Annotated in this window: 24 protein-coding genes; 14 read left to right on the top strand and 10 right to left on the bottom strand. The window is 70.6% G+C overall.

All coding sequences use genetic code 11. From position 1 onward, the window contains the following. Positions 1–15: 15 nt before the first annotated feature. The 10 genes from V8201_RS14770 to V8201_RS14725 all read right to left on the bottom strand — a co-directional run bounded on the left by V8201_RS14770 (position 16) and on the right by V8201_RS14725 (position 10,646). Positions 16–765, bottom strand: a complete 750-nt coding sequence (locus V8201_RS14770; RefSeq protein WP_051583739.1) for a Crp/Fnr family transcriptional regulator — start codon at positions 763–765, stop codon at positions 16–18. Then, positions 758–922, bottom strand: a complete 165-nt coding sequence (locus V8201_RS14765) for a hypothetical protein (RefSeq protein ID WP_153810812.1) — start codon at positions 920–922, stop codon at positions 758–760. The genes V8201_RS14770 and V8201_RS14765 overlap by 8 nt, the downstream gene beginning before the upstream one ends. A 231-nt stretch (positions 923–1,153) precedes the next feature. Then, the gene (locus tag V8201_RS14760) at positions 1,154–1,966 is read right to left on the bottom strand and encodes a Crp/Fnr family transcriptional regulator (RefSeq protein WP_336545750.1); all 813 of its coding nucleotides are present in this window, start codon (positions 1,964–1,966) and stop codon (positions 1,154–1,156) included. A 132-nt stretch (positions 1,967–2,098) separates the two neighbouring features. Next, entirely contained in the window at positions 2,099–2,902 is an 804-nt protein-coding gene (locus tag V8201_RS14755) for an SDR family NAD(P)-dependent oxidoreductase (RefSeq protein ID WP_336545749.1), read from the bottom strand. A 10-nt stretch (positions 2,903–2,912) separates the two neighbouring features. Continuing rightward, positions 2,913–4,451: a GMC oxidoreductase gene (locus V8201_RS14750; RefSeq protein WP_336545748.1), complete on the bottom strand. Its 1,539-nt coding sequence runs from the start codon at positions 4,449–4,451 to the stop codon at positions 2,913–2,915. Continuing rightward, positions 4,448–5,800, bottom strand: a complete 1,353-nt coding sequence (locus V8201_RS14745) for an alpha/beta fold hydrolase (protein ID WP_336545747.1) — start codon at positions 5,798–5,800, stop codon at positions 4,448–4,450. The genes V8201_RS14750 and V8201_RS14745 overlap by 4 nt, the downstream gene beginning before the upstream one ends. Positions 5,801–5,863: 63 nt before the next feature. Further along, complete coding sequence (locus tag V8201_RS14740) at positions 5,864–7,216, bottom strand: dihydrolipoyl dehydrogenase (protein WP_336545746.1); 1,353 nt, start codon at positions 7,214–7,216, stop codon at positions 5,864–5,866. A 256-nt stretch (positions 7,217–7,472) separates the two neighbouring features. Continuing rightward, on the bottom strand, positions 7,473–8,672 hold the full coding sequence (locus V8201_RS14735; RefSeq protein ID WP_336545745.1) for an alpha/beta hydrolase: 1,200 nt from the start codon (positions 8,670–8,672) through the stop codon (positions 7,473–7,475). Further along, positions 8,669–9,655 (bottom strand): acyltransferase family protein, encoded by a 987-nt coding sequence (locus V8201_RS14730; protein WP_336545744.1) that lies wholly within the window; start codon positions 9,653–9,655, stop codon positions 8,669–8,671. Before V8201_RS14730 ends, V8201_RS14735 begins: the two co-directional genes overlap by 4 nt. A 94-nt stretch (positions 9,656–9,749) precedes the next feature. Then, entirely contained in the window at positions 9,750–10,646 is an 897-nt protein-coding gene (locus tag V8201_RS14725) for a helix-turn-helix domain-containing protein (protein WP_037536960.1), read from the bottom strand. Between the two features lie 123 nt (positions 10,647–10,769). Between V8201_RS14725 and pobA the strand changes: the two genes are divergently transcribed. The 14 genes from pobA to V8201_RS14655 all read left to right on the top strand — a co-directional run bounded on the left by pobA (position 10,770) and on the right by V8201_RS14655 (position 25,215). Beyond that, entirely contained in the window at positions 10,770–11,969 is a 1,200-nt protein-coding gene (pobA, locus tag V8201_RS14720) for a 4-hydroxybenzoate 3-monooxygenase (protein ID WP_336545743.1), read from the top strand. Beyond that, a complete protein-coding gene (locus V8201_RS14715) occupies positions 11,966–12,676 on the top strand; it encodes a CoA transferase subunit A (protein ID WP_336545742.1) in 711 nt (236 codons plus the stop codon). Before pobA ends, V8201_RS14715 begins: the two co-directional genes overlap by 4 nt. After that, positions 12,676–13,323, top strand: a complete 648-nt coding sequence (locus V8201_RS14710; RefSeq protein WP_336545741.1) for a 3-oxoacid CoA-transferase subunit B — start codon at positions 12,676–12,678, stop codon at positions 13,321–13,323. Before V8201_RS14715 ends, V8201_RS14710 begins: the two co-directional genes overlap by 1 nt. Further along, positions 13,320–14,033 carry a protocatechuate 3,4-dioxygenase subunit beta gene (gene pcaH, locus V8201_RS14705; RefSeq protein WP_336545740.1) on the top strand — a complete coding sequence of 238 codons (714 nt, stop codon included), beginning with the start codon at positions 13,320–13,322 and terminating at the stop codon, positions 14,031–14,033. Before V8201_RS14710 ends, pcaH begins: the two co-directional genes overlap by 4 nt. Next, a complete protein-coding gene (gene pcaG / locus V8201_RS14700; protein ID WP_336545739.1) occupies positions 14,026–14,718 on the top strand; it encodes a protocatechuate 3,4-dioxygenase subunit alpha in 693 nt (230 codons plus the stop codon). The genes pcaH and pcaG overlap by 8 nt, the downstream gene beginning before the upstream one ends. Next, positions 14,715–15,854, top strand: a complete 1,140-nt coding sequence (locus tag V8201_RS14695) for a lyase family protein (protein ID WP_336545738.1) — start codon at positions 14,715–14,717, stop codon at positions 15,852–15,854. Before pcaG ends, V8201_RS14695 begins: the two co-directional genes overlap by 4 nt. 1 nt (position 15,855) lies before the next feature. Then, the gene (gene pcaDC, locus V8201_RS14690) at positions 15,856–17,040 is read left to right on the top strand and encodes a bifunctional 3-oxoadipate enol-lactonase/4-carboxymuconolactone decarboxylase PcaDC (protein ID WP_336545737.1); all 1,185 of its coding nucleotides are present in this window, start codon (positions 15,856–15,858) and stop codon (positions 17,038–17,040) included. Next, entirely contained in the window at positions 17,037–18,239 is a 1,203-nt protein-coding gene (pcaF, locus tag V8201_RS14685) for a 3-oxoadipyl-CoA thiolase (protein WP_336545736.1), read from the top strand. The genes pcaDC and pcaF overlap by 4 nt, the downstream gene beginning before the upstream one ends. Before the next feature lie 132 nt (positions 18,240–18,371). Next, entirely contained in the window at positions 18,372–18,842 is a 471-nt protein-coding gene (locus V8201_RS14680; RefSeq protein ID WP_051583734.1) for a MarR family winged helix-turn-helix transcriptional regulator, read from the top strand. A gap of 72 nt (positions 18,843–18,914) precedes the next feature. Next, the gene (locus V8201_RS14675) at positions 18,915–20,336 is read left to right on the top strand and encodes an aldehyde dehydrogenase (protein WP_336545735.1); all 1,422 of its coding nucleotides are present in this window, start codon (positions 18,915–18,917) and stop codon (positions 20,334–20,336) included. 65 nt (positions 20,337–20,401) lie between these two features. Continuing rightward, complete coding sequence (locus tag V8201_RS14670) at positions 20,402–21,241, top strand: p-hydroxycinnamoyl CoA hydratase/lyase (protein WP_336545734.1); 840 nt, start codon at positions 20,402–20,404, stop codon at positions 21,239–21,241. Between the two features lie 11 nt (positions 21,242–21,252). Next, a complete protein-coding gene (locus tag V8201_RS14665) occupies positions 21,253–23,391 on the top strand; it encodes an acetate--CoA ligase family protein (protein WP_336545733.1) in 2,139 nt (712 codons plus the stop codon). A 71-nt stretch (positions 23,392–23,462) separates the two neighbouring features. Continuing rightward, entirely contained in the window at positions 23,463–24,725 is a 1,263-nt protein-coding gene (locus V8201_RS14660) for an MFS transporter (RefSeq protein ID WP_336545759.1), read from the top strand. 40 nt (positions 24,726–24,765) lie between these two features. Further along, entirely contained in the window at positions 24,766–25,215 is a 450-nt protein-coding gene (locus V8201_RS14655) for a MarR family winged helix-turn-helix transcriptional regulator (RefSeq protein ID WP_037536937.1), read from the top strand. The last annotated feature ends 59 nt before the right edge of the window (positions 25,216–25,274 follow it).

The following is a 25,274-nucleotide window of genomic DNA, read 5'->3' as shown; positions in this document are numbered from 1 at the left end:
CCAGGGTGCCGGTGGTCAGGCGGCCATCCGGAGGCGCAGATAGGCGGGGTCGAACTCGCCCTCATGCTGCAACCGGCGCAGATCGGGGATCGACACTGTACGCCCGTCGGTGACGACGAAGCCGTCGCCGCGCAGCTCCTGCATCATCCGGTTTACGTGGACCGAGGTCAGACCGAGCACGTCACCGAGCTGCTCCTGGGTCAGTGCCATGTCGAAACTGCCGTCATTGATCCCCTGCCGCCCGCAGCGCGCGCTGAGCTCGCAGAGCAGATGCGCGAGCCGCCGTCGCGCGCTCAGCCGCCCGTTGCACACCATCCACCGGCCGAGGATCGCATGATCCTTGAGGGCGATGTCGAGGAACAGCCGCGCGATCGCGGGATAGTCGTCGGCGAGCGCCGCGGCATGCTGGCGACCGATGGCAAGCACCTTGAGCGCGGAGAGCGCACGGATGCCGTGGCCGGCCCGGTGTGCGGCGAGCGCATCGACATTGGCGACATCGCCCGGAAAGATCAGCGCCGACAGCTGGCGCAGGCCGTCGCGGGTGATCGCATAGCGGCACGCCCAGCCTTCGACGATCAGATACAGATGCTGCGACGTCGCGCTCTCACGCAGCAGATCGGCGCCGGCCCGCACATGCTGGACCGACGAGGTGACGTCGGCGAGCGCCTGCCGTTCGTCCTCGCCGAGCAGCGACAGGACGCCGATCGCGGCGTCGGTGTGCGCCCGCCCGGCGATACGCTGTTGCAGCAGGCTTTCTTCAAACATGGCGTCGTTCGCGCCCGGTGACCTCGCCGATCCGCTGCAGATAGGCGGCCGCCAGTTGCCGATGCGCGCAATGCGCCTCGGGGCTGCTTGCCCTGCGGGCCCGTTCGCGCTCGACGACGACGCGGTTCCTGAAATAGTCGAGATCGCCGTCTGCCATGATCCGTCTCCCGTTCCACTCAGGGGCGAAGGAAATCCTTCTGCCACGCGCGCCCCGGATTCGACTGGCGAGTGACGTTGTTGATGTAGATAGGACGATATCGCCAATCCTTGCGCTCGCGCAGCTTGACCGGCGATCCGGCGCACATTTACACCGTTCGGGCGACATGATTTCGTGCGGGCGATCGGCGCTGATGTGGATCAGGGCGACATCTTGCACTTGTCTGCCACGCTAGCGGAGTTCGCCTTGCCTGGCGTCGATGGGGTAATCGACTGCCGGATAATCGATCAGATCGCCGACGCGATCACGGACCGCCGGGTCGCCGGACAGGGTGCGTTCGAGGTGGAGGTAATTGGCGGAGAAGCGACCGATCCTCATCAGCCGCGGCGGATCGACCACGGTGAGGCGACGGCTGCGCAATGCGATCAACCCCTCCTCGCGAAAGCGTTGCAGCACGCGGTTGACGTGCGTCGGGGTGAGTCCGGTGGCATCGGCGAGGTCGGTCTGGGTGATCGCGAAGTCGAACGTCTCGCCGTCGGTCTGGCCGACCATCCGGTAGCGCAACAGCATTTCGTAGAGCAGATGGGCGAGCCGCTCGGTGGCGTCGCGGCGGCCGTGGTCGACGATCCGTTCGCGCAGCACGGCTAGGTCGGTCATCGTCCCCCACCACAAGGCTTCGGACACGCGCGACACCTCGCGCAGCAGCGTCTTCATCTCCCCGGCCGGGATCATCGCCGTCGTGCACGGCGCCAGCGCGCCGATCGCATGGTCCATCCGCTTGAGCACGAAGATCTCCGCGTCGCACAGGTCGCCGGGGACGAGGAAGGCCATGATCTGCCGCTCTCCGTCCGGCAGGATGGTGTAGCGGCAGGCGATGCCGCTGAGCAGCACGTGGCAGTGATCCGAATGGGCCCCCTCGGCGATGATGTCCGCATGCACGGCGTGGGAACGCTGTCGCCCGACCAGCAGCGCATCGAGCCGCGCGCGCTCATGCGGGGTAAAGCGGGTGAATTGCTCCATCTTCATCGCCCAGGGGTTGATCATGCGACTCTCCATCGCGGCGGCCGATCATCCGATCTTCGCGCGAGACAGCCTAGCCCCCGGGCATCCTGGCGTCGCCCCGGCAAAAGCCAACGTACTTTAACCGCACGGCTTTGTTCAAGGCGACGGCAGCCGCTAGCCCGCGATGGTGAAGACCGATCCGGAATCGACCCGGATGCCCGCGCCGTTGATGAAGCTCGCCCGCTCCGAACAGAGGAAGGCGACCGCGGCGGCGACCTCTTCGGGCTTGCCGCGCCGCTTGAGCACCATGCCGGGGCGCTCCTCTTCGAGGAAGCTGGCGATCGCCGCATCGAAGCTCTCGCCGCGTTCGTCGGCGCGCTTGCGCATCATCGCGTCGGTCATCGGCGTCGCGATAAAGGCCGGGGACACGGTGTTGACCAGCACGTTGTCGCAGCCATAGGCCTTGGACAGACCCTTGGCGAGGCTGAGGATCCCCGCCTTGGACGCGCAATAGGCGAGCTCGTCGACATAAGGCTGCACCGCGTCTTCGGAGGCGAACAGCACGACCCGGCCCCAGCCCTTGCGGCGCATCGCCGGAATCGCCTCGCGGCACATCCGCACCGCACCCATCAGGTTGATGTTGAGCGTGTCGAGCCAGCCGGCATCGTCGACCTCAAGAAAGTCACCGGTCGCGCCGGTGACGCCGGCGGCGTTGACGTAGATATCCGGCTCGCCGAGCGCGTCGCGCACCTCCGCCCAGATCGCCTTGACGTCGTCCGGCCGGGTGACGTCGCCGGTGACCGCGACGATCTCGCCGAGCGGCGACAGCGCCTCGACCGCTTCGTCGAGCGTGCCGTCGGGCTTGTCGGTGATGGCGACGCGCACGCCGGCTTCGAGCAACAGCCGGGCGGTTTCTTTGCCCATGCCGGAATCGGCGCCGCTGATCAGGGCGATACGGTTGGTGATACCAAGATCCATGGTCTGTTCCTTACGGGCGGGAGGTGAGAAACCGGTCGGCGGTGCGCAGCGACAGCGCCATGATCGTCAACGCGGGATTGGCGGCGAGGGCGCTCGGAAAGATCGAATTGTCGCAGATCAGCAGGTTCGGCACCTCGAAGCTGCGCCCGTCGGCATCGACCACCGCGCTCTCGGCATCCTCGCCCATCCGGCAGGTGCCGATGGTATGCGCCGACCGGTCGACCGCGAACACGTCCTGCGCACCCGCCGCCTGCCAGATGTCGGTCATGACGCGGCGGGCATGGCGGTCGATCGCCTGTTCGTTGGCATGATAGCTGAAGCGGACCCGCGCCTTGCGATGACCGAAGGCATCGGTCTCGTCGGCGAGGTCGAGCCGGTTGTCGGCATGCGGCAGGCATTCGCCGTTGATGCCGATCCCGGCCATGCGATTGTAGCCGCGCAGGGTCGTCTGCAACCGTTCGCCCCACATGCCCGCGCCGCGCGCGAGGCCGGTGGCGAGGTTGACCGGCAGCACGCCGAGGCTCTGGATCAGATAGCCGCCGGCGCACCCCGCATCGCCGGGGCGCATCATGTCCTCGCTGATCAGCGACGAGGGATAGCCGCGGTTCATCCGCATATCGGCGTCGAACCGGCCCCAGACCTGCGTCGCGACATGCGCCATGAAATTGCGCCCGACCTGGCCGCTCGCATTGGCGATGCCGAGGTTGAGCAGCAGCCGCGGCGTCTCGACCCCGCCGGCGCACAGGAAGACCGCGTTGCAGCGCTGGCGATGCTGCTGTTCACCCGTCGCATAGACGACCGCGCTGATCCGGCCGCGATCGTCATAGTCGAAGGCGACGACGCGGCAGCCGGGGCGGATCTCCGCGCCATGCGCGACCGCATAGGGCAGATAGGTGGTGTCCATGCTCGTCTTGGCGGCGTTGCGGCAGCCCTGATGGCAGGTGCCGCAATTGACGCAGGCCTGGCGCTGACCGAAATGCGGCTGCTCGCGGTCGCGCGAGACGAGCGCGGCGGGGGCGTCGGTCGCGGTCATGCCGATCGCCGCGCAGCCGCGCGCCATCGCCTCGGCCGCCGCATTGCGCGCCACCGGCGGGTAAGCATAGCGGCGTGTCGCATCCCACGGATAATGCGCCGGCCCGGAGACGCCGGTGAAGCCCTCGACCTCCTCGATATAGCGGATCAGCTCGTCATGCGGCACGGGCCAGTCCGCGCCTTCGCCGGTCAGCGTCTTCAGCTGCAGGTCGCGCGGATCGGGGCGCGGGCAGAAGGCGCCCCAGTGGAGCATCGACCCGCCGACGCCCATCCCCGAATTGTTCGATCCGAACGCGGTCGGCGTCGCGCCGCCGCTCAGCCGCTCCTCCATCCAATAGATGTCGGCGGCCAGTTCGTCGGCGACATGCTCGTCGGGCCGGAAGGCGCGCCCCGCCTCGAGCGCGACCACCGACAGGCCCGCCGCGGCCAGCCGTGCCGCAAGCGGCGCGCCGCCGGCACCGGTGCCGATCACCACCGCATCGACCGTATCGCGACAGTCGTGGTGCGTGCCCGTCATGCCACCGTCTCCGACTGCACCTGCCAGGCTTCGACCGTGTCGGCCTGGGTGCGGACATAGCCCTGTTTGCGCGGGCCATCGCCGCCGACCGCAAAGCCGTCATAGCCGATCGCCGCCATCGTCGCGGGCAGGGCGATCCAGCTGCGCACCACCTCGGCACGGACATCCTCGAACCACAGGGCCATTTGCGCGGGCGAGAGGTGGCGGCCGTCGTCGTCACATCCCACCTCGCCCGCGGCGAGCCGATCGAGCCAGTCCGCCTGGACGGAGCGGTCGAGCGCCGCAAAGCCGCCGGTGACCGTATCGAGCGTCGCGAGGCCGCGAACCCAGGCGATGCGATCGGGCGGCAGGCTGTCGAACCGCCAGCCGTCACCGCCACCATCGCCGATGCTCGCCTCGACGCGCCGGGCGAGATCGTCGGCATCGGCGAGGTCGGGAAGGATCTGACCGGTCAGCGCCACGATCGTCGCATGCTGCGCCGCGCTCCAGTCGCTCGGGCGCGGCGGACGCAGCCGGGCAAGCATCGCCGCGCGGGTGCGGCGGCTGACCCGGGCGGAGCCGAGCAGATCGGCGAAGGCGCGCGGCAGCACGCTCGCGGCGAGGCCGGTTGCGAAGCCGTCGATCAGCGCCGCAAGCGCGTCCGGCTGTTCGTAGGGGATGAGGTGCGCGGCGTCGGCGACGACCGCGACCTCCGCTTCCTCGTAGAGGGGCTGGTTGAGTCGCCGCTGCGCCGCCTCGCCGAGGTCGCCGTCGTCGCTGCCCGCGACGATCAGCGCGGGCATGGCGATGGGACCGATGTCCGCGCTCCAATCCTCGCGGCTGCCGCGTTCGAGCCACGCGATCCACGCCTCCGGGGCGGAGCGCCGCACGTCGGCGATCGCCGCCTCACGCAACGGGTCGGGCAGGCGCGCGGCGGTATTGGCGTCGACGAAGGTCTCCGCCGCGTCGCGGTCGATCGCGCCATCGGCGCACCAGCCGAGCATCTGTGCGCGGCGCGCCTCATCCATTGGCTCGGGCGAGGGCGGCGAGGCGGCGACCAGCACGACGCCGAGCAGGCGCGACAGGCCGTATTCGCCCGCCGCGGCGCGCGCGGCGACGAGCGTCGCGAGCTTGCCGCCCATGCTGTGGCCGACGAGGATGCAGGCCGGCGCACCGCTGGCGCGGATCGCGTCGGCAAGCTGGTCCGCCATCGTCACGACATCGGCGTGGCCCTGACCGGCGGCGGCGGCGCCGAAGCCTGGCAGATCGAGCGCCACGCAGTCGTAATCGGGCAGGCGCTCGCGCACCTGCCGCCATTCGTCGCCGCTCGCACCGAGGGCGTGGAGCATCAGCAGCGTCGGTCGGATCATGAGTCTCTTTCCCTCCAGTGGAAGGCCGGGGCGCAGGCGAGCGCCATGACGCGCGTCATCGGCTCAGGCGTCGGTGCCGAGCAGATCGCGCGCGGCGCTCTGCAACAGCTCCTCGACGGTCGGGTGATACCAGGGCTGGTCGGCGAAGGTGGCGATGTCGGTGCCACGATCGATCGCCAGTGCGACCAGATGGCCGAGATGCTCGCCCTCCGGCGCGACGATCGTCGCGCCGATCAGCAGGCCGTCGCCGTCGGCATAGAGGCGGACGATGCCGTCGGAGCGGCCGTCCGCGGTCGCCCGGCCATTGTCCTCGACCGTGGCGCTGCCGATCCGGGCACCGTCGGGCAGCGCGTCGAAGCGCGTGCCGACCGAGACGATATTGGGCTCGGTGAAGGCGATGGCGAGCGAGGGGATCTCCCGCGCCGGTGGTCCGCCCGCGGCGACGTCGCCGGCGATCCGCCCGCCGCGCGCCGCCTCGTGCAGCACCGGGCGCCAGGCGTTGGCGTCACCGGCGATGAAGATACGGCTGTCGCCACAGCGGCGGGTACTTTGATCGAAGGTCGGCGTACCGTGGTCGTCGCGCGCGATGCCGGTGGCGTCGAGGTTGAGCGCGTCGAGCGTCGGCGGCCGTCCGGTCGCGGCGAGGATCAGGTCGACGGTGACGCTGCCGCCGTCCCAGCAGATGCAGGCGCCGTCGTCACCCGGCTGCGCGCTGGCATCGACGCCGAGCTCGATGCGCATCTCCTTGCGCAGCGCGGCGAGCGCGAGCGTGTTCGCCTCCGGATCGTCGAGTTCGCCGACGGTGTCGCCGCTGTCGATCACCGTCACTTCGCTGCCGAGCCGCGCGAACGCCTGGGCGAGCTCGAGGCCGAGCGGGCCGGCGCCGAACACCGCGAGGCGCTGCGGCAGGCCGTCGATCTCGAAGATCGTCTCATGCGTGTGGACCCGGTCGCGCACCGCGTCGAGCGCGTCGGGGATGATCGGATGGCCGCCGGTGGCGATGATGATCCCGTGCCGCGCGACGATCGTTCGCTCGTCCGTCGTCACCGTATCCGGGCCGGTGAAGCGCCCGGTGCCGTGGAGGACGTGGCCGGCCGGGATGGCGTGATAATCGTCGAGTACCGCGGCGACGAAACGGTCGCGCTCGTCGCGGACACGCTGCCAGACGCGCGCGGCGTCGATCGTCACCGCGCCGGTGACGACGCCGAACTCGGCGGCGCGGCGCGCCTCGTGCGCATGGCGGGCGGCGGCGATCAGCAGCTTGGACGGCATGCAGCCGACGCGGGTGCAGGTCGACCCTCCGGGACCTTTCTCGACGATGACGGTATCGGCGCCGCGCGCGACCGCCGCCTTATAGGCCTTGAGGCCGGCGGTCCCCGCTCCGATGATCAGCACGTCGCACTGGCGTGTTTCCACTTTCCGTCTCCTCGCACGACCGACCACGCCGGCAGGGTGTCGCCTGCGGCCCGTCGTGTCCGTTGTGTCCGATGATCGCGCATCGTCCGCAGCGGATGATCCGCCGGATGACGCCACGCCGACCGTGATGACCTGTCTTGATGAACCTGAATGAGCCGAACGCGCGGCAACGATGCCGGTTCAGCCGACCCGACGGAAAAACTGATCTATGCGAAGGATATGCGTCGGTGGACGCGGTGGCGCGCCCGTCCGTCGGTCACGATACGGGGGCGCGGCGTGAGTAGAGGTTCATGAACCGGGTGATCGTTTCCATCGTCAGCTGATTGGCGATGCTGTGATAGGCGGTGTTGAAGTTGTGGCCGGCATAGGGCAGCACGACGAGATCGACGCTGTTGCCGCTCGCCGCCGAGCGGGTCGCGAAGGCTTCGACGCTGGCGATGGGCAGCAGCGGATCATTCTCGCCGGCAAGGATCAGCGTCGGCGGCTTGCCCGGCGCGACCAGTCGCCGCAGGTCGAGCGCGGCGTAGCGCGCCGGATAGGCTTCGGGCGGGCCGCCGATATAGCGCGTCATGTAGAGGCGCTGCTGATCCTGCAGCTCGCCCGGCCGCCACCACGAGGCGAGCGGATCGATCAGCGGCGCCTTGACGATCACCGCGGCGATCGACGGGCTGCGGGGGCCGCAGCTGCGATCGGCGCCGCCGTCCTCGACCGTATAGGCGGCGGCGAGGGCGAGATTGCCGCCCGCTGATACACCGAACACGGTGACGCGATCGGGGTCGGCATGCAGTTTGCGGGCATGCGACACCACCCAGCGCAGCGCGCAGCGCACGTCGCGGGTCGCCAGGTTCCAGGTCGGCCGATCCGGCCGCGCCAGCCGGTAATCGATGCTGATTACGATGAAGCCGCGCTCGGCATAGCGGCGCATATTGGCGGCGCCGACCCGGCGGCTGCCTTCGATAAAGCCGCCGCCATGGACGACGAGCAGCACCGGCCGCGGCGGGCCGACCGCGACATCCGTGGGCCGGTAGAGGTCGAGCCACAAGGGCTCCCCCTGCGGCCGGGCGAAGACGAGGCTGCGATCGGGCTGGGCCGCCTCGCTGAACTCGCGCCACGACAGGGTGCTCGGCAGGTCGATCTCCGCCTCGTTCGCCGCGGCGACCTGCAGCAGATGGACGATGACGATCGTCGCGCCGATCGCCGTCACCCCGGCGACGGTGAGCAGGGCGCGGGTCAACGCGGTCGGGCGGGCGCGATACGCCAGCCATGCGATGACGGCGATCGTCACGGCGACGAGGAAGATCCACGTCACCCGATTGGGCACGATGTCGCTCGCGACGATGCGCAGCCACGGCACGATCGGGATCATCGCGCCGAACAGCAGGGCGAGCATCGGCAGCAGCACGAGCCAGGCGATCGTCAGCATCCCGGTACGGGCAAGCGCGGCAACACCGGTCATGCGAGCCGTTCCTGCAACGCCACTTCGCGGGCTGGCAATGGTCCCGTCCGGACGGTGACGCCGAAGACCCGCGCCGCGGCGCCATGCCGGGTGAGCCATGCACAGGCGAGCGCAAGCGACAGGATCGTGACGCCGAGCATCGGCACGCCGCGGATGCCGGCGCTCGACCACAGACCGAAGACCATCGGGTGCCAGAGGTAGAAGAACAGGCTATGGCGGCCGATGCCGCCGATCACCGGCAGCGACCATGCGCTCGCCCGGATGCCGGGCAGCAGGCAGATCAGCGACAGCGACGCGATCAGGCTCGCCGCCACCTCACCCGACGCGGACGGATGGGCGTAGAGCGTGCACCACCACACCAGTCCGATCGGCGCGAGCACCAGCGCCGCACAGATCTTGCCGCGATCGATCGCGCGATCGGCGACCCAGACGCCGTAGAAGAAATAGATCGGGAAGATGAAGAAGCGCCGGTCGGGCATCCAGCCGTTGAAGTCGTGGCGGACGACATGCTGCACGCCGAGCAGGTACATCGCCGCGATACTCACGGGAATGGCGACGCCGAGCATCGACAGCGGCGTGCGCCGGCTCAGCGCGGCGATGACGATGAAGCTCATCATCACCGGGACGAACCAGAAGTGGAAGGGCGGCCGCACCGGCACGGCGAGCAGCGCGAGCGGGGTGAGCTGCGTCGCGCAGGTCAGATAGACGCCGCAGGCGATCAGCCAGGGCGCGATCAGCCGCGCGCCATAGCGGTGCAGCGTCACCGCCAGCGGCCGCGACCGCGCGCCGCCGAGATTGAACAGATAGCCCGTCAAGCCGATGAACAGCGGCATCCGCACCCCCGCGCCGAGCCAGGTGAGGAAGCTCGTCCGGTCGGTGATCTCGGCATAATGGCCGGCGATCACCGCGAGGACGAGCAGGCCGCGCAGCGTATCGATCGTCCGGTCGCGCCGCCGGGTGTCCGCGTGATCGCCGAATAGCACTGTCGTCTCCGCCCTTTGGGCGGGGATAGGGGCTTGAGGTTAAAGAGATATGCGTCGCCACGCGGCGCGTCGGAGCAAGGGCGGCCGATGCCGGTTATGAGCGGCGATCCGCGGCGTCCACCGCATTCGCGCGGCGGTAGCGCAGCGGTGACCGGCCGGCGTGGCGGGTGAAGAAGCGGGTGAAATAGGCGGGATCGGCGAAACCGAGCGCATAGCCGATCTCCGCCACCGACAAATTCGAATAGAGCAGCGCGCGGCGTGCCTCCAGCATCGCGCGCTGGTCGAGCATCGCCGCGGGCGAGCGGCCGGCGATGCGCGCGCAGGCGACGCGCAGGCTCGTCTCGCTGGTGCCGAGCGCGGCGGCATGCGCGGCGATGCTCTCGCGCCGGCGGAAGCGATCCTCGATCCGGGCGCGGAAGCGGGCGACGAGGCCGGCATGCTGGCCCGGCGCGGGCGCGGCGGCGGCATCGTCGCCCGGCAGCAGCCGCAGCGCGCCGACCAGCATCGCGAGCAGCGCCGCCTCGACCGCGACGTGATGACCCGCGGCGGACCAGGCGAGCTCCTGGCGCAGCGTCGCCATCGCCTGCGTCAGCCGCGCGGCGACGGCGGCGTCGGGGGTCAGCGCCTGGGGCCGGTCGAACACCGGGGCGAGGTCGGGATGACGCGCGACGAGATCCTTGAGGAAGGTGCGCGCGAGCGTCAGCACCCAGCCCGCCGACTCGCTCGTCCAGTGAAAGCCGTGGACGACGCCGGCGGGGATCAGCAGCAGCGCCGGCGCGTCGAAGCGCATCGCCGCATCCTCCGCCTGCATCGCGCCGCCGCCCGATCCGATCAGGAACATCTGCACCAGATCGGCATGGGCATGCGGTCGGATCGTCCATTCGCTCGGCCGCGAACGGTCATCGAGCTGCTCGACATGGATGAAGCCGTCGGCGACCGCGCGATGCGGCTCGCCGTAGAGATAGAAGCTCGGCACCGGATCGGTTCCCATCGCCCGAGCATAACGGCCGCGCTGGAAAATCCAACTTTTCGGCTGGCGACGGCATGGCCCGCGCCGCGGCCGCCGCGCACCTTGGCGGCAGGCGATGCGAAGAGTCGCAGAGAGGATCGACGGATGCGCACACAGGTTGCGATCATCGGGGCAGGACCGGCGGGGATGTTCCTCGCGCACCTGCTGCGCCGCGAGGGCATCGATGCGATGGTCCTCGAACGGCGCGACCGCGCCTATGTCGAAGGGCGGGTGCGCGCCGGGGTGCTCGAACAGGTCACCGTCGATCTGATGCACCGGCTCCGCCTCGCCGGGCGGTTGCAGCGCGAGGGGCTGGTGCATGGCGGCACCAATCTGTCGCTCGACGGGCGATCGTTCCGCATCGACATGGCGGCGCTGACCGGCGGATCGACCGTCACCGTCTATGGCCAGCAGGAGGTGATGCGCGACCTGTTCGACGCCGCCGAAGCCGACGACCTGCCGATCGTGTGGAACGCCGAGGATGTCGCCCTTGCCGGGATCGACGGCGAGCGGCCGACGGTATCGTGGCGCGCGGACGGCGTCGACCACCAGGTGGCGTGCGATTATATCGTCGGCTGCGACGGCTATCACGGCATCAGTCGCGCGGCGATCCCGCCCGAGGTGCTGACGACGTTCGAGCGCGTCTATCCGTTCGGCTGGCTCGGCATCCTCGCCGACGTGCCGCCCGCGGACCACGAACTGATCTACGCCAATCACGAACGCGGCTTCGCGCTCGCCTCGATGCGATCGACGACGCGCAGCCGCTATTACATCCAGTGCGGGCTCGGCGAGGATATCGCCGACTGGTCGGACGACCGCTTCTGGGACGAACTCTGCCTGCGACTCGGCCCCGATACCGCCGCGAAGGTGACGCGCGGACCGTCGTTCGAGAAGGCGATCGCGCCGCTGCGCTCGTTCGTGTCGGAGCCGATGCGCTGGGGGCGGCTGTTCCTTGCCGGCGACGCTGCGCATATCGTGCCGCCGACCGGCGCCAAGGGCATGAACCTCGCGGTGTCGGACGTGACGATGCTCGGCGAGGCGTTCGCGCTCCACTATAAACACGGCTCGGACGCAGGGCTCGACGGCTATTCGGCGCGCGCGCTGGCGCGGGTGTGGAAGGCGGAGCGGTTTTCCTGGTGGTTCACCTCGGTGACCCACCGGTTTCCGACGATGGACGGATTCGACCGGCGTATCCAGATGGCGGAGCTGGATTATATCCGTGGGTCCGAAGCGGCGCAGCGGACGCTCGCCGAGAATTACGTCGGCCTGCCGCTCACCGGCGGGATCAGCAGCGAGGCGGTATGAAGAACAAGATCTACGACAGTCCGGCGGCGGCGCTCGACGGGCTGCTGTTCGACGGGATGACGATCATGTCGGGCGGCTTCGGCCTGTCGGGCAATCCCGAGAGCCTGATCCCCGAGGTGCGCGCGAGCGGCGTGCGCGACCTCACCGTCATCTCGAACAACGCCGGCGCCGATGGCTTCGGCCTGTGGATGCTGCTCGAGACGCGGCAGATCGCCAAGATGATCTCCAGCTACGTCGGCGAGAACAAGCTGTTCGAGCAGCAATATCTGTCCGGCGAGCTGGCGCTGGAGCTGACCCCGCAGGGTACGCTCGCCGAGCGGATCCGCGCCGGGGGTGCCGGCATCCCGGCCTTCTACACCAAGACCGGCGTCGGCACGGTCGTCGCCGAGGGCAAGCCGGTCGAGACCTTCGAGGGCGAGGACTATGTCCTCGAAACGTGGCTGCGCGCCGATCTGTCGATCATCAAGGCATGGCGTGCCGATCCGGCGGGCAATCTGATGTTCCGCAAGACCGCGCGCAACTTCAACCCGAACATGGCGACCGCGGGCAGGGTGACGGTGGTCGAGGTCGAGGAGATCGTGCCGGCGGGCAGCCTCGATCCCGATTGTATCCATACGCCCGGCATCTATGTCGACCGGATCGTCCGGTCGACGATCAACGAGAAGCGGATCGAGAAGCTGACCGTCCGCGAAGCGGAGACGATGTGATGGGCTGGACCCGCGAACAGATGGCGGCCCGCGCCGCGCAGGAGCTGGAGGACGGCTTCTACGTCAACCTCGGCATCGGCATTCCGACCCTGGTGGCGAATTACGTGCCCGAGGGGCTCGACGTGACGTTGCAGTCGGAGAACGGCATGCTCGGCATCGGCCCCTTCCCGACGCGCGACGCGGTCGACCCCGACCTGATCAACGCCGGCAAGCAGACGATCACCGCGCTGCCGACCTCGAGCTTCTTTTCCTCCGCCGACAGTTTCGCGATGATCCGCGGCGGCCATATCGACATGGCGGTGCTCGGCGCGATGGAGGTGAGCGCGGCCGGCGACATCGCCAATTGGACGATTCCCGGCAAGATGGTGAAGGGGATGGGCGGCGCGATGGATCTCGTCGCCGGGGTCAAGCGCGTCGTCGTGGTGATGGATCACGCCAACAAGGCGGGCGAGGCGAAGATCCTGCCCGCCTGCACGCTGCCGCTGACCGGGCGGGCGTGCGTCGACCTGATCATCACCGATCTGTGCGTGATCGCCTGCGACAAGCCGGGGCTGTGGCTGGTCGAGCTCGCGCCCGGCGTGACGGTGGACGAGGTGCTCGCCCGGACCGCGGCGCCGGTCGAGGTGGCGGAAGGGCTGGCGGCATGATCGAGGTCCGCCCCTATGCGCGCGACGATGCCGGCGCGCCGCCGTCGCTCTTCCCCGACTATCGCTCGACCGTGCTGCGCGCCCCGGCGCTGCCGCCGGTCCGCGCGCCGCAGACGCTGACCGAGACGACCGGGCCGGGTGGCAGCTGGGAGCGGCTGATGGGGCCGGCGCTCGCCGATCTCACCAGCCAGCATAGCGGCACGCCGATCGGCCAGCGGATCGTCGTGTCGGGCCGGGTGCTCGACGAGGCCGGGCGGCCGGTGCCCGACACGGTGGTGGAGATCTGGCAGGCCAATGCCGCCGGGCGCTACGTCCATGTGCGCGATCAATGGGATGCGCCGCTCGATCCCAATTTCACCGGCGCCGGCCGGGTCGTCACCGATGCCGAGGGTCGCTATCGCTTCGTGACGGTGCGGCCGGGGGCCTATCCGTGGGGCAATCACAACAATGCCTGGCGGCCGGCGCATATCCATCTGTCGCTGCTCGGCCCGGCGTTCGCGACGCGCCTGGTGACGCAGCTCTATTTTCCCGATGACCCGCTGATCGAGATCGATCCGATCGCCAATGCGGTGCCGATGCCCTATCGCCAGCGGCTGGTCAGCCGCTTCGACATCGCGACGACCATGCCCAATTGGGCGCTCGGTTACCTGTTCGACATCGTGCTCAAGGGGCGCGCGCAGACGCCGTTCGAGGAGGATCATCATGACTGACCTCGAAACCCGCGAGCCCGCGCCGCGCCAGGACAATCGCGACCCGGCGCTGTTCGGCCAGACGCCGAGCCAGACGGTGGGGCCGTTCTTCCACTATGGCCTGCCGTGGAAGGGTGGCGCCGACCTCGTCGGCCAGTCGGAGATGGGCGCGCGGCCCGACCTGTTCGCCGAGGAGCATTGGCTGCTCAACCTGTCGGCGCCGACCGGTACGCCGCAGGGCGCGGTGATCGAGATCGCCGGCCGCGTGCTCGATGCCGAAGGTGCGCCGGTGGTCGATGCGATGATCGAGATCTGGCAGGCCAATGCCGCCGGCCGCTACCATGCGCTCGACGACGATCGCGACGACGTGCCGATCGACCCGCATTTCATCGGCTTCGGTCGCGCCGCGGTCGATGCCGAGGGCGTGTACCGCTTCCGCACCATCCTGCCGGGGCGCGTGCCGGGGCCGGGCAACAGCCTGCAGGCGCCGCATGTCGCGGTGTCGGTATTCGGGCGCGGGCTGATCAAGCGGCTGGCGACGCGGCTCTATTTCGAGGGGGCGGCGGGCAATGACGAGGATCCGGTGCTCGCCTGCGTTCCCGCCGAACGGCGCGGCACGCTGATCGCGCAGCAGCGCGGCGAGGGGCTCTGGTGGCTCGACCTGCGGCTTGCCGGCGCGGACGAGACGGTGTTCTTCGACCTGTGAGCCTGCTCCGCACCCGACCGGTCGCCACCGCGGCGATGATCGCGACGTTCGACGATGAGGCGACGATCGCCGCGGCGCTCGCCTTCGAAACCGCATTGGCGGCGGCGCAGGCGGCGGTGGGGGTGATCCCGGCGGAGGCCGCCGCGGCGATCGCGGCGGCGGCGTCGGCGCTGCGCCTCGATCCTGCGGCGCTCGCCGAACGGGCGGCGCTGGCGGGGACGCTGGCGATCCCGCTCGTCGCGACGCTGCGGGCGCAGCTCGATGGCGAGGCGGCGACGGCGCTGCATCGCGGCGCGACCAGCCAGGATGTCGCAGACAGCGCGCTGATGATGCAGGTGCGCCGCGCCGGCACGCTGCTGCTCGTCGATACCGACCGCGTCACCACCGCGCTGGCGCCGCTCGCCCACGCGCATGCCGCGACGCCGGCGATCGGACGGACGTTGCTGCAGGATGCGCAGCCGATCGGCTTCGGGCTGCGGCTCGCGCAATGGCATGCCGGGATCGCCGCGGCGGCGGCGCGGTTGTCGCGCGAGGTCGCGGCGAAGGCGGCGCTGCAATGGGGCGGCGCGGCGGGCAGCCGGCCCGATCAGGCGGGGCAGGCCGATGCGGTCGCCGCCCGGCTCGCAGCGGCGCTCGGGCTTGCCGAGGCGCCGCCGTGGCATGCGCGGCGCGAGGGGGTGGCGGGTATCGCGGCGGCGCTCGGCATCCTGATCGGTGCGCTCGGCAAGATGGCGCGCGACCTTGCGCTGCTCGCGCAGAATGGCGTCGGCGAGGCGCGCGAGCCTGCGGTCGCCGGGCGTGGCGGATCGTCGGCGATGGCGCACAAGCGCAATCCGACCGGCTGTCAGATCGCGCTGTCCGCCGCGACGCGCGCGCCCGGACTGGTCGCCGGCATCCTCGCCGCGCTGCCGGCGGAGGAGGAGCGCGGGCTCGGCGGCTGGCAGGCCGAGGGGCCGATGCTGGTCGACCTGTTCCTGCTCGCCTCGGGCGCGGCGGAGGCGATGGCGGGCGTCGCCGAGGGGCTGGAGATCGACGGCGATGCGATCGCCCGCAACCTCGCCGCGGCGGGGCAGGGCACCGGCATCGGCGACAGCGTGGCATTGGTCGATGCGCTGCTCGACATAGGGAAGGACTGACATGCCGTTTGCGACGCGGGACGGGGTGCGGCTCTACTGGCGGCTCGACGGCGACGATGCCGCGCCGCCGCTGGTGCTGCTCAATTCGATCGGGACCGACATGGCCTTGTGGGCCGGCTGCGTGCCCGCGCTGGCCGGGCGATACCGCGTGCTGCGGATCGACACGCGCGGCCATGGCGCCTCCGACGCGCCCGACGGCGACTATGACCTGCCGATGCTCGCCGCGGATGTGATCGCGGTGATGGATGCCGCCGGCGTCGATCGCGCCGCGGTCGCCGGCGTCTCGCTCGGCGGGATGATCGCGATGCAGCTCGCGCTCGACCATGGCGAGCGGATCACGGCGCTGGCGCTGATCTGCACGTCGGCGACGATGGATGCGGCGGCGTGGGACGATCGCATCGCCACCGTGCGGCGCGACGGCACCGCGGGAATCGCCGATCTGGCGATGGACCGCTTCCTGTCGACAGGCTTTGCCGCGACGCATCCGGCGGAGGCGGCGTCGCTGCGCCGCGGGCTGATCGCGATGGCGGATGCGGGCTATGCCGGCGCGGGCGCGGCGATCCGCGACATGGCGGTGATCGACCGGCTGCCCGGCCTGGCGCTGCCGGTGCTGGTGGTGGCGGGCGACGGCGACCGCTCGACGCCCTTCGCCGGCCATGGCGAGCGGATCGCGGCGGCGATCCCGCACAGCGAGACGGTGCATCTCGCCGTCGGCCACCTCGCCCCCGTCGAGGCGCCGCAGGCGCTGGCGGGCGCGCTGATCGCCTTCCTCACGCGCGACGCGGCGACGGACGCGGCGGCGGCGACGCTGTTCGAGGCCGGGCTGGTCAACCGCCGCCGCATCCTCGGCGACGCCTGGGTCGATGCCTCGCTCGCCAGGCGGACCGACTTCACCGCCGATTTCCAGGCGATGATCACCCGGATCGCCTGGGGCGAGATCTGGGGCCGGCCGGGGCTGGACGAGGCGACGCGGCGGCTGCTGGTGGTGGCGATCACCGCCAGCCTCGGCCGTTGGGAGGAATTCGGCCTCCACGTCCGCGCCGGCCTGTCGCGCGGCGGCTTCACCCGTGACGCGCTGAAGGAGGTGCTGATGCAGACCGCCATCTATGCCGGCGTGCCCGCCGCCAATACCGCCTTTGCCGAAGCGGGCCGCATCATCGCCGAACTGGAAGGGACTGGCTCGTGACCGATGCCTTTATCTGCGACGCCATCCGCACGCCGGTCGGTCGCCTCAACGGCGCGCTGTCGACCATCCGCGCCGACGATCTCGCCGCGCTGCCGATCAAGGCGCTGATCGAGCGCAACCCCGGGGTCGACTGGGCGGCGGTGGACGATTGCCTGCTCGGCTGCGCCAATCAGGCGGGCGAGGACAATCGCAACGTCGCGCGGATGGCGGCGTTGCTCGCCGGGCTGCCGCCGGAGGTGCCCGGCGCGACCATCAACCGCCTGTGCGGATCGGGGCTCAACGCGATCGGCATCGCCGCGCAGGCGATCCGCAGCGACGATGCCGCGCTGATCGTCGCCGGCGGCGTCGAGCAGATGACGCGCGCGCCCTATGTGCTCGGCAAGGCGGCGACCCCGTTCGACCGTGCGCAGAAAATCGAGGACACGACGCTCGGCTGGCGCTTCATCAACCCGGCGATGCGCCATGCCTATGGCGTCGATTCGATGCCGGAGACCGCCGAGAACGTTGCCACCGACTGGCAGGTCAGCCGCGAGGATCAGGACGCCTTCGCGCTCGCCAGCCAGACCAAGGCCGCGGCGGCGCAGGCGAGCGGCCGCTTCGCCGCGGAGATCGTCCCGGTGCTGGTGCCGCAGCGCAAGGGCGATCCGGTCGCCTTCGCGGTCGACGAGCATCCGCGCGCGACCAGTGCCGAAGCGCTGGCGAAGCTCAAGCCGGTCGTCCATGCCGACGGTACCGTCACCGCCGGCAATGCCTCCGGCCTCAACGACGGCGCGGCGGCGCTGCTCGTCGCCTCGGCGGCTGCGGCGCAGGCGCACGGCCTCGTGCCGCGGGCGCGGGTGATCGCCATGGCCTCCTCCGGCGTCGCGCCGCGGGTGATGGGGATCGGGCCGGTCGAGGCGGTGCGCAAGGTGCTGCGCCGTGGCGGCGTGACGCTCGATCAGATCGACGTGATCGAGCTCAACGAGGCCTTCGCGGCGCAGGCGATCGCCGTGCTGCGCGACCTCGACGTCGATCCCGCCGATCCGCGCGTCAACCCGAACGGCGGCGCCATCGCGCTCGGCCATCCGCTCGGCATGTCGGGGGCGCGGATCACGATGACCGCGGTCGAGCAACTGCAGCGCGAGGGTGGCCGCTATGGACTCGCCTGCATGTGCGTCGGCGTCGGCCAGGGCGTCGCCTTGCTGTTCGAGCGGGTCTAACGGGACCGGGGGCGCGGCCGGTCGGGGGCCCGTGGCCGTGGCGATCCGGTATCCCGTCCCCCCCCGAGCCGGTGACGGGCTGCCCGCCCGCGCCGTTGTCAGGTGCCGGGCTTGATCCTATCACCTTCGCCAATGGAAACAGGCACAACCGATCAGGCGACCGATGCGGCAGCGGTCAGGCTGAACGTCCTCGATACGCTGGTCGGCTATCATCTCCGCCGCACCTCGTCGCTGTTCGCCGCCGATTTCGCCGATGCGCTCGGCGATCTCGGCATGCGGCAGGTGCTGTTCGGCATCCTGTCGACGATCCGCGACAATCCCGGCATCAACCAGGGCGCGGCGGGCAAGGTGCTCGGCATCCAGCGGCCCAATATGGTCAGCCTGGTCAACGATCTGGTCGATCGGGGGCTGATCGAGCGGCGGGTCGCGCGCGACGACCGCCGCGCCTTCGAACTCCAGCTGACCCAGGCCGGCGCGGCGCATATCGAGACCGCGCTCGAACGGATCCGCGAGCATGAAGACCTGCTGTTGCGCGACCTTACCGCGGACGAACGGCAGACGCTGATCGCGCTGCTGACGCGGATCGAGCGGGCCGGCGGATGATCGCGTAAAATCCCGCTTGCCCCGGCCATCGGTTTAGGTATGCTCCATAACAAATAAGACTCAGGAGCGGACATGTCGACGGCAGCGACTTTGGAACGGCCCACCTTCACGCGCCACAATCCGGTGACCGGCGCGGTCGCGACCACCGCGCCCGCGCAATCCCCCGCCGATGCCGTCGCCGCCTGCGACGCCGCCGCCGCCGCCTTCGACAGCTGGAGCCAGACCGGCCCGACCGCGCGTCGCGCCGCGCTGACCCGCGCCGCGGCGGCGCTCGAGGCGCGCGCCGACGATTTCGTCGCGGCGATGATGGGGGAGATCGGCGCGACCGAAGGCTGGGCGCGGTTCAACCTGATGCTCGCCGCCGGCATGATCCGCGAGGCGGCGGCGCTGACCACGCAGATCGGCGGTGAGGTCATCCCGTCCGACAAGCCCGGCTGCATCGCCATGGCGCTGCGCGAGCCCGCCGGCGTGGTGCTCGGCATCGCGCCGTGGAACGCGCCGATCATCCTCGGCGTGCGCGCGCTGGCGGTGCCGCTCGCCTGCGGCAATACCGCGGTTCTCAAGGCATCGGAACAATGCCCGCGCACGCATCAGCTGATCGTCGAGGCCTTCGCCGAGGCGCTGCCCGACAATGTGGTCCAGATCGTCAGCAACGCGCCGGCGGATGCGGGCGAGGTGGTCGGCGCGATGATCGATCACCCCGCGGTGCGACGGATCAATTTCACCGGGTCGACGCATGTCGGCCGGATCATCGCCAAACGCTGCGCCGAACAGCTCAAGCCGGTGCTGCTCGAACTCGGCGGCAAGGCGCCGCTGCTGGTGCTCGAGGATGCCGACCTCGACGAGGCGGTGAAGGCGGCGGCGTTCGGCGCCTTCATGAACCAGGGCCAGATCTGCATGTCGACCGAGCGGATCATCGTCGTCGAAGCCGTCGCCGATGCCTTCGCCGAGAAGTTCGCCGCCAAGGTCAAGACGATGCCGGTCGGCGATCCGCGAGCCGGACAGGCCCCGCTGGGCGCGGTGGTCGATCGCAAGACGGTCGACGGCGTCCGCGCGCTGATCGACGACGCGCTGGCGGGCGGCGCACGGCAGTTGGTCGGCGGCGAGGCGGACGGTGTGCTGATGCCGGCGCATGTCATCGATCACGTCACGCCGGCGATGCGGCTGTTCCGCGACGAAAGCTTCGGCCCGGTCGTCGGCATCATCCGCGCCGCCGACGAGGCGGAGGCGATCCGGCTCGCCAACGACAGCGAATATGGCCTGTCCGCGGCGGTGTTCACCCGCGACACCGCGCGCGGCCTGCGCGTCGCCCGCGCGATCAAATCCGGCATCTGCCACGTCAATGGCCCGACCGTGCACGACGAGGCGCAGATGCCGTTCGGCGGCACCAAGGGTTCGGGCTACGGCCGGTTCGGCGGCCGCGCCGGCATCGACTCCTTCACCGAATTGCGTTGGGTGACGATCGAGACGCAGCCCGGCCACTTCCCTATCTGATCCTACAATAACCCTATCCCTAGCCACCGTCGCGTCGCGCTTCGCGGCGCCTGGAGACCTGTGTCATGAGCATCGAACGTACCGAAGAGGAAACCGTCGCCTTCACCGTCGAGGACGGCATCGCCTGGGTCCGCTTCAACCGCCCCGAGAAGCGCAACAGCATGAGTCCCAAGCTCAACCGCCAGATGATGCGGGTGCTGGACGCGCTCGAATTCCGCGACGACGTCGCGGTGCTGGTGCTGACCGGCGAGGGCACCGCCTGGTCGGCGGGCATGGACCTTCAGGAATATTTCCGCGACACCGAGGCGCTCGGCCTCGCCGGCACGCGCGGGGCGCAGCGCGAGAGCTACGGCTGGTGGCGGCGGCTGCGCTGGTATCAGAAGCCGACGATCGCGATGGTCAACGGCTGGTGCTTCGGCGGCGGCTACGGCCCGCTGTTCGCCTGCGACCTCGCCTTCGCCGCCGACGAGGCGCAGTTCGGGCTCAGCGAGATCAACTGGGGCATCCTGCCCGGCGGCGGTGCCACCAAGGTCGCGGTCGAGCTGCTGTCGTTCCGCCGCGCCATGTATCACGCGATGATGGGCGAGACGATCGACGGGCGCACCGCGGCGGAATGGGGGCTGGTCAACGAATCGCTGCCGCTCGCCGATCTCAAGGCGCGCGTCACCGCGGTGGCGCAGGTGCTCGCCAAGAAGAACCCGGTCGCGCTCAAGGCGACCAAGGACGCGGTGCGCCGCGTCGGCGTGATGACCTATGACGAGGCGGAGGATTATCTGATCCGCGCGCAGGAGGCGGCGAACAGCTACGACAACGAGGGGCGAAAGGAGGGCATCCGGCAATTTATCGACGACAAGAGCTACAAGCCGGGCCTGGGCGCCTATGATAAGACCAAGACGCGCGGCTGAGGAGCGAGACGATGTCGATCGATGCCCCGGCACCGTCCCTTACTCCGTCGCCGTCGATCGCCCGGCTGCTGCGCCCGCGGTCGGTGGCGATCGTCGGTGCGTCGGACAAGCCGGGCGCACTCGGCGCGGCGGTGCTCGCCAACCTCGATCGCCATCGCTTCGACGGCGCGATCCACCTCATCAACCCGCGCCGGGAGGAAATCGGCGGACGGCGCTGCCTGCCGTCGATCGCGGCGCTGCCCGAAGGCGTCGACGTCGCGGTGCTGGCGATCCCGCGCGCCGGCGTGCTCGATGCGGTGCGCGAACTGGCGGCGCGCGGCGTCGGCGCGGCGGTGATCTTCTCCGCCGGCTTCGCCGAGGGCGGCGCGGCGGGACTCGCCGAGCAGGCGGAGATCGGCCGCATCGCCCGCGAGGCGGGGATGGTGGTCGAGGGGCCGAACTGCCTCGGCATGGTCAATCATCCCGACGGCGTGCCGCTGACCTTCGTCGAGACGGTGGCGACCCCGCCCGCGCCGGGACAGGCGGGGATCGGCGTCGTCTCGCAATCGGGCGCGATGGCGGCGGTGCTCGGCACCGTCTTCGCGTCGCGCGGGCTCGGCCTGACCTTCTCGGTGTCGACCGGCAATGAGGCGGCGAGCGGTGTCGAGGATTATGTCGACTATCTGGTCGACGAACCCGGCACGCGCGTGATCGCGATGATCGTCGAGCAGTTCCGCGCGCCGAAACGCTTCCTCGCCGCGGCACGCGCGGCGCGGGCGGCGGGCAAGACGATCGTGCTGCTCCATCCCGGTACGTCGAGCGCCGCGCGCGAGAGCGCGGCGACGCATACCGGTGCGATGGCGGGCGATCATGCGGTGATGCGGCTGCTCGTCCGCCAGGCGGGCGTCGTCCTCGCCGAGACGCTGGAGGAATTGAGCGACGTCGCCGAGATCGCGCTGCGCTGTCCGCGCCTGCCGGCGGGCGGCACCGCGGTGCTGGGTGAATCGGGGGCGTTCAAGGCGCTGATGCTTGACCTTGCCGAAGCGCTCGACCTGCCGCTCGCCGCGCTCGGCGACGATACGGCGCCGGCGTTGCGCGCGGCGCTGCCCGAGTTCGTCGGAGTGAGCAATCCGCTCGACCTGACCGCGCAGGGGCTGGTCGATCCCGATCTCTATACCCGCACGCTCGCCGCGCTGTTCGCCGACGACCGCGTCGATACGATCCTGATCGGGCTGATCCAGACCGATCCGGTGACGATGGCGATCAAGCTGCCGCCGATCCTCGCCGCGCTCGGCGAGGGCGCCGACAAGCCGGTGATCTATGCCGGGCTCGACGAGGGCGCGCCGATCGGGGAGGAGGCCGTCACCGCCTTGCGCGCACGCGGCGTGCCGTGCTTCCCGTCGAGCGAGCGCGCGCTGCGGGCGATCGCCCGGCTGGTCGATGCCACCGCCCCGGCGGCGCGCGTGCCCGCGGCGGCGCCGCCGCTCGCGCTGCCCGAGGCGGGCGGCGTCATCCCCGAACATGCCGCCAAGGCGCTGCTCGCCCCCTGCGGCTTCACCTTTCCGGCCTCGCGCCTGGCGACGAGCCGCGATGCCGCCTGCGCCGCGGCGGAGGCGCTCGGCTATCCCGTCGTGCTCAAGGCGCAATCGGCGGCGCTCAGCCACAAGAGCGATGCCGGTGGCGTCATCCTCCATCTCACCGATGGCGCGGCGGTCGCCGCCGGCTGGGACCGGATGATCGCCGATGTCGCGCGCCACCTGCCCGGCGTGACGCTCGACGGTATTCTGGTCGAGGCGATGGGCGCGCGCGGCACCGAGATGATCGTCGGTGCGCGCAACGATCCCGATTGGGGGCCCGTCATCCTCGCCGGCTTCGGCGGTGTGCAGACGGAGGTGCTCAAGGACGTGCAGCTGTTCGCGCCGACGATGACGCACGCGCAGGTTGTCGCCGGACTGCGCCGGCTGCAGGCCGCCGCGCTGCTCGACGGCTGGCGCGGCGCGCCGGCGCTCGACGTCGCGGCGCTCGCCGATCTGGTGCTAAGGCTCGCCGACGTGATGGTGGCGCATCCGCGCATCCGGGAGGTCGATCTCAATCCGGTGATCCTCCACCCGGCCGGCGCCGGCCCCAGTGTCGTGGCGCTCGACGCCTTGATGGCGGTGGAGCCCAGCTAACAGGAGACAGCGCGGTGACGGCGACGGGCAGTGGCGGGGTCGATCCCCGCCAGAGGATCGAGACGGGGGCGATGCACTGGCGACAGATGGTCGCGGTCGCCTTGTGCGTGCTGCTCAACGCGCTCGACGGGTTCGACGTGCTGGCGATCAGCTTCGCCGCGCCGGGCATCGCCGCCGAATGGCAGGTCGATCGCGCCGCGCTCGGCGTCGTGCTGTCGATGGAGCTGTTCGGCATGGCGGCGGGATCGGTCCTGCTCGGCCGCGTCGCCGACCGGATCGGAAGGCGGCCGGTGATCCTCGCCTGCCTCGCGATCATGGCGGCGGGGATGGCGCTGGCGCCGCTGGTCGGCGGTATCGTCACGCTGTCGCTGGTCCGGCTCGTCACCGGCCTCGGCATCGGCGGGATGCTCGCCACCACCAATGCGATGGTCGCCGAACAGGCGAATGCGCGCAGCCGTTCGCTCGCGGTGACGATCATGGCGGCGGGCTATCCGCTCGGGGCGATCGTCGGCGGGACGATCGCCTCGGCACTGCTGGCGGGCGGCGGCTGGCGCGACGTCTTCGTCTTCGGCGCGATCGTCAGCGCCGCCTTCCTGCCGCTGGCGTGGTGGCTGCTGCCCGAAACGATCGGCTATCTGGTCGAGCGGCAGCCGCGCGACGCGTTGGCGCGGGTCAATGCGCTGCTCGCGCAACGCGGCGAGCCGGTGCTGGCGACGCTCCCCGACCCGGCGGCGGCCCAGGCGCGCGGCGGCTGGCGGGCGCTGTTCGGGCCGGGGCTGGCGGGCACGACGCTGCTGCTGACGCTCGCCTATCTCGCGCACATCATGACCTTCTACTTCACGCTCAAGTGGATCCCGAAGATCGTCGTCGATCTGGGCCATCCGGCGGCGGTGGCGGGCGGCGTGCTGGTCTGGGCGAATGTCGGCGGGCTGACCGGCGCGGTGCTGCTCGGCCTGCTGTCGAAGCGCTGGCCGGTGCGGCCGCTGGTGCTGGCGGCGCTGGTCGGTGCGGTCGCGAGCGTCATCGTCTTCGGCCGGGCGGCGGGCGATCTCGGCACGCTCAAACAGGCGGCGGCGCTGGTCGGCGTCTTCACCAATGCGGCGGTGGTCGGCCTCTATGCGCTGGTCGCGGACTCCTTCCCGGTCGCCGCGCGCGGCAGCGGCACCGGCTTCGTCATCGGCGTCGGACGCGCCGGGGCCGCGCTCGGGCCGATCGTCGCCGGATTGCTGTTCGCCGCGGGCGGCGATCTCGCGCTGGTCGCCGACTGTATGGCGGGGGGATCGGCGATCGCCGCACTGGCCTTGCTCGCGCTGCCGCGGCGGCGCGCGGCGTAGCGCGCTTGTCGGCGCGGGGAGGAGTCGTCATGCCGGTGCGATGCCCCAGCTCGACCTCGACCGTTACGTCCCCTTCTTCCTGTCGTCGATCGGCAACAAGCTGTCGCGCGGTGCCTCACGCATCTATCTCGCGCGCTTCGGCATCGGCGTGAACGAATGGCGACTGCTCGCCAATCTCAAGGTGCGCGGCACCGCCAGCGCCGGCGCGATCTGCGAGGCGAGCGGCATCGACAAGGCCGCCGCCAGCCGGGCCACGGGCCGCCTGCAGGCGCTCGGCCTCGTCCAGGCCGTGCCCGACCGCGCCGACGCCCGCAGCCGCGCGCTGTCGCTGACCCCGGCGGGGGAGGCGATGCACGACGCCATCATCCGCATCGCACTCGACCGCGAGCGGGCGCTGCTCGCCGGGCTCGATGCCGCGGAGCGCGACCAGCTGATCGCGCTGCTCGGCAAATTATACGCCAACGTCGATCGTCTCGATCGGGATAGTTGACATCGCAACTATATCGGCAGACGATCGCTGGGCTTCCGCCAGAGGAGCGGACAATGGAG

This window comes from Sphingomonas kyungheensis, assembly GCF_037120395.1.
Lineage (GTDB): Bacteria > Pseudomonadota > Alphaproteobacteria > Sphingomonadales > Sphingomonadaceae > Sphingomonas > Sphingomonas kyungheensis.
This window is presented reverse-complemented; position numbering and strand designations above follow the sequence as displayed.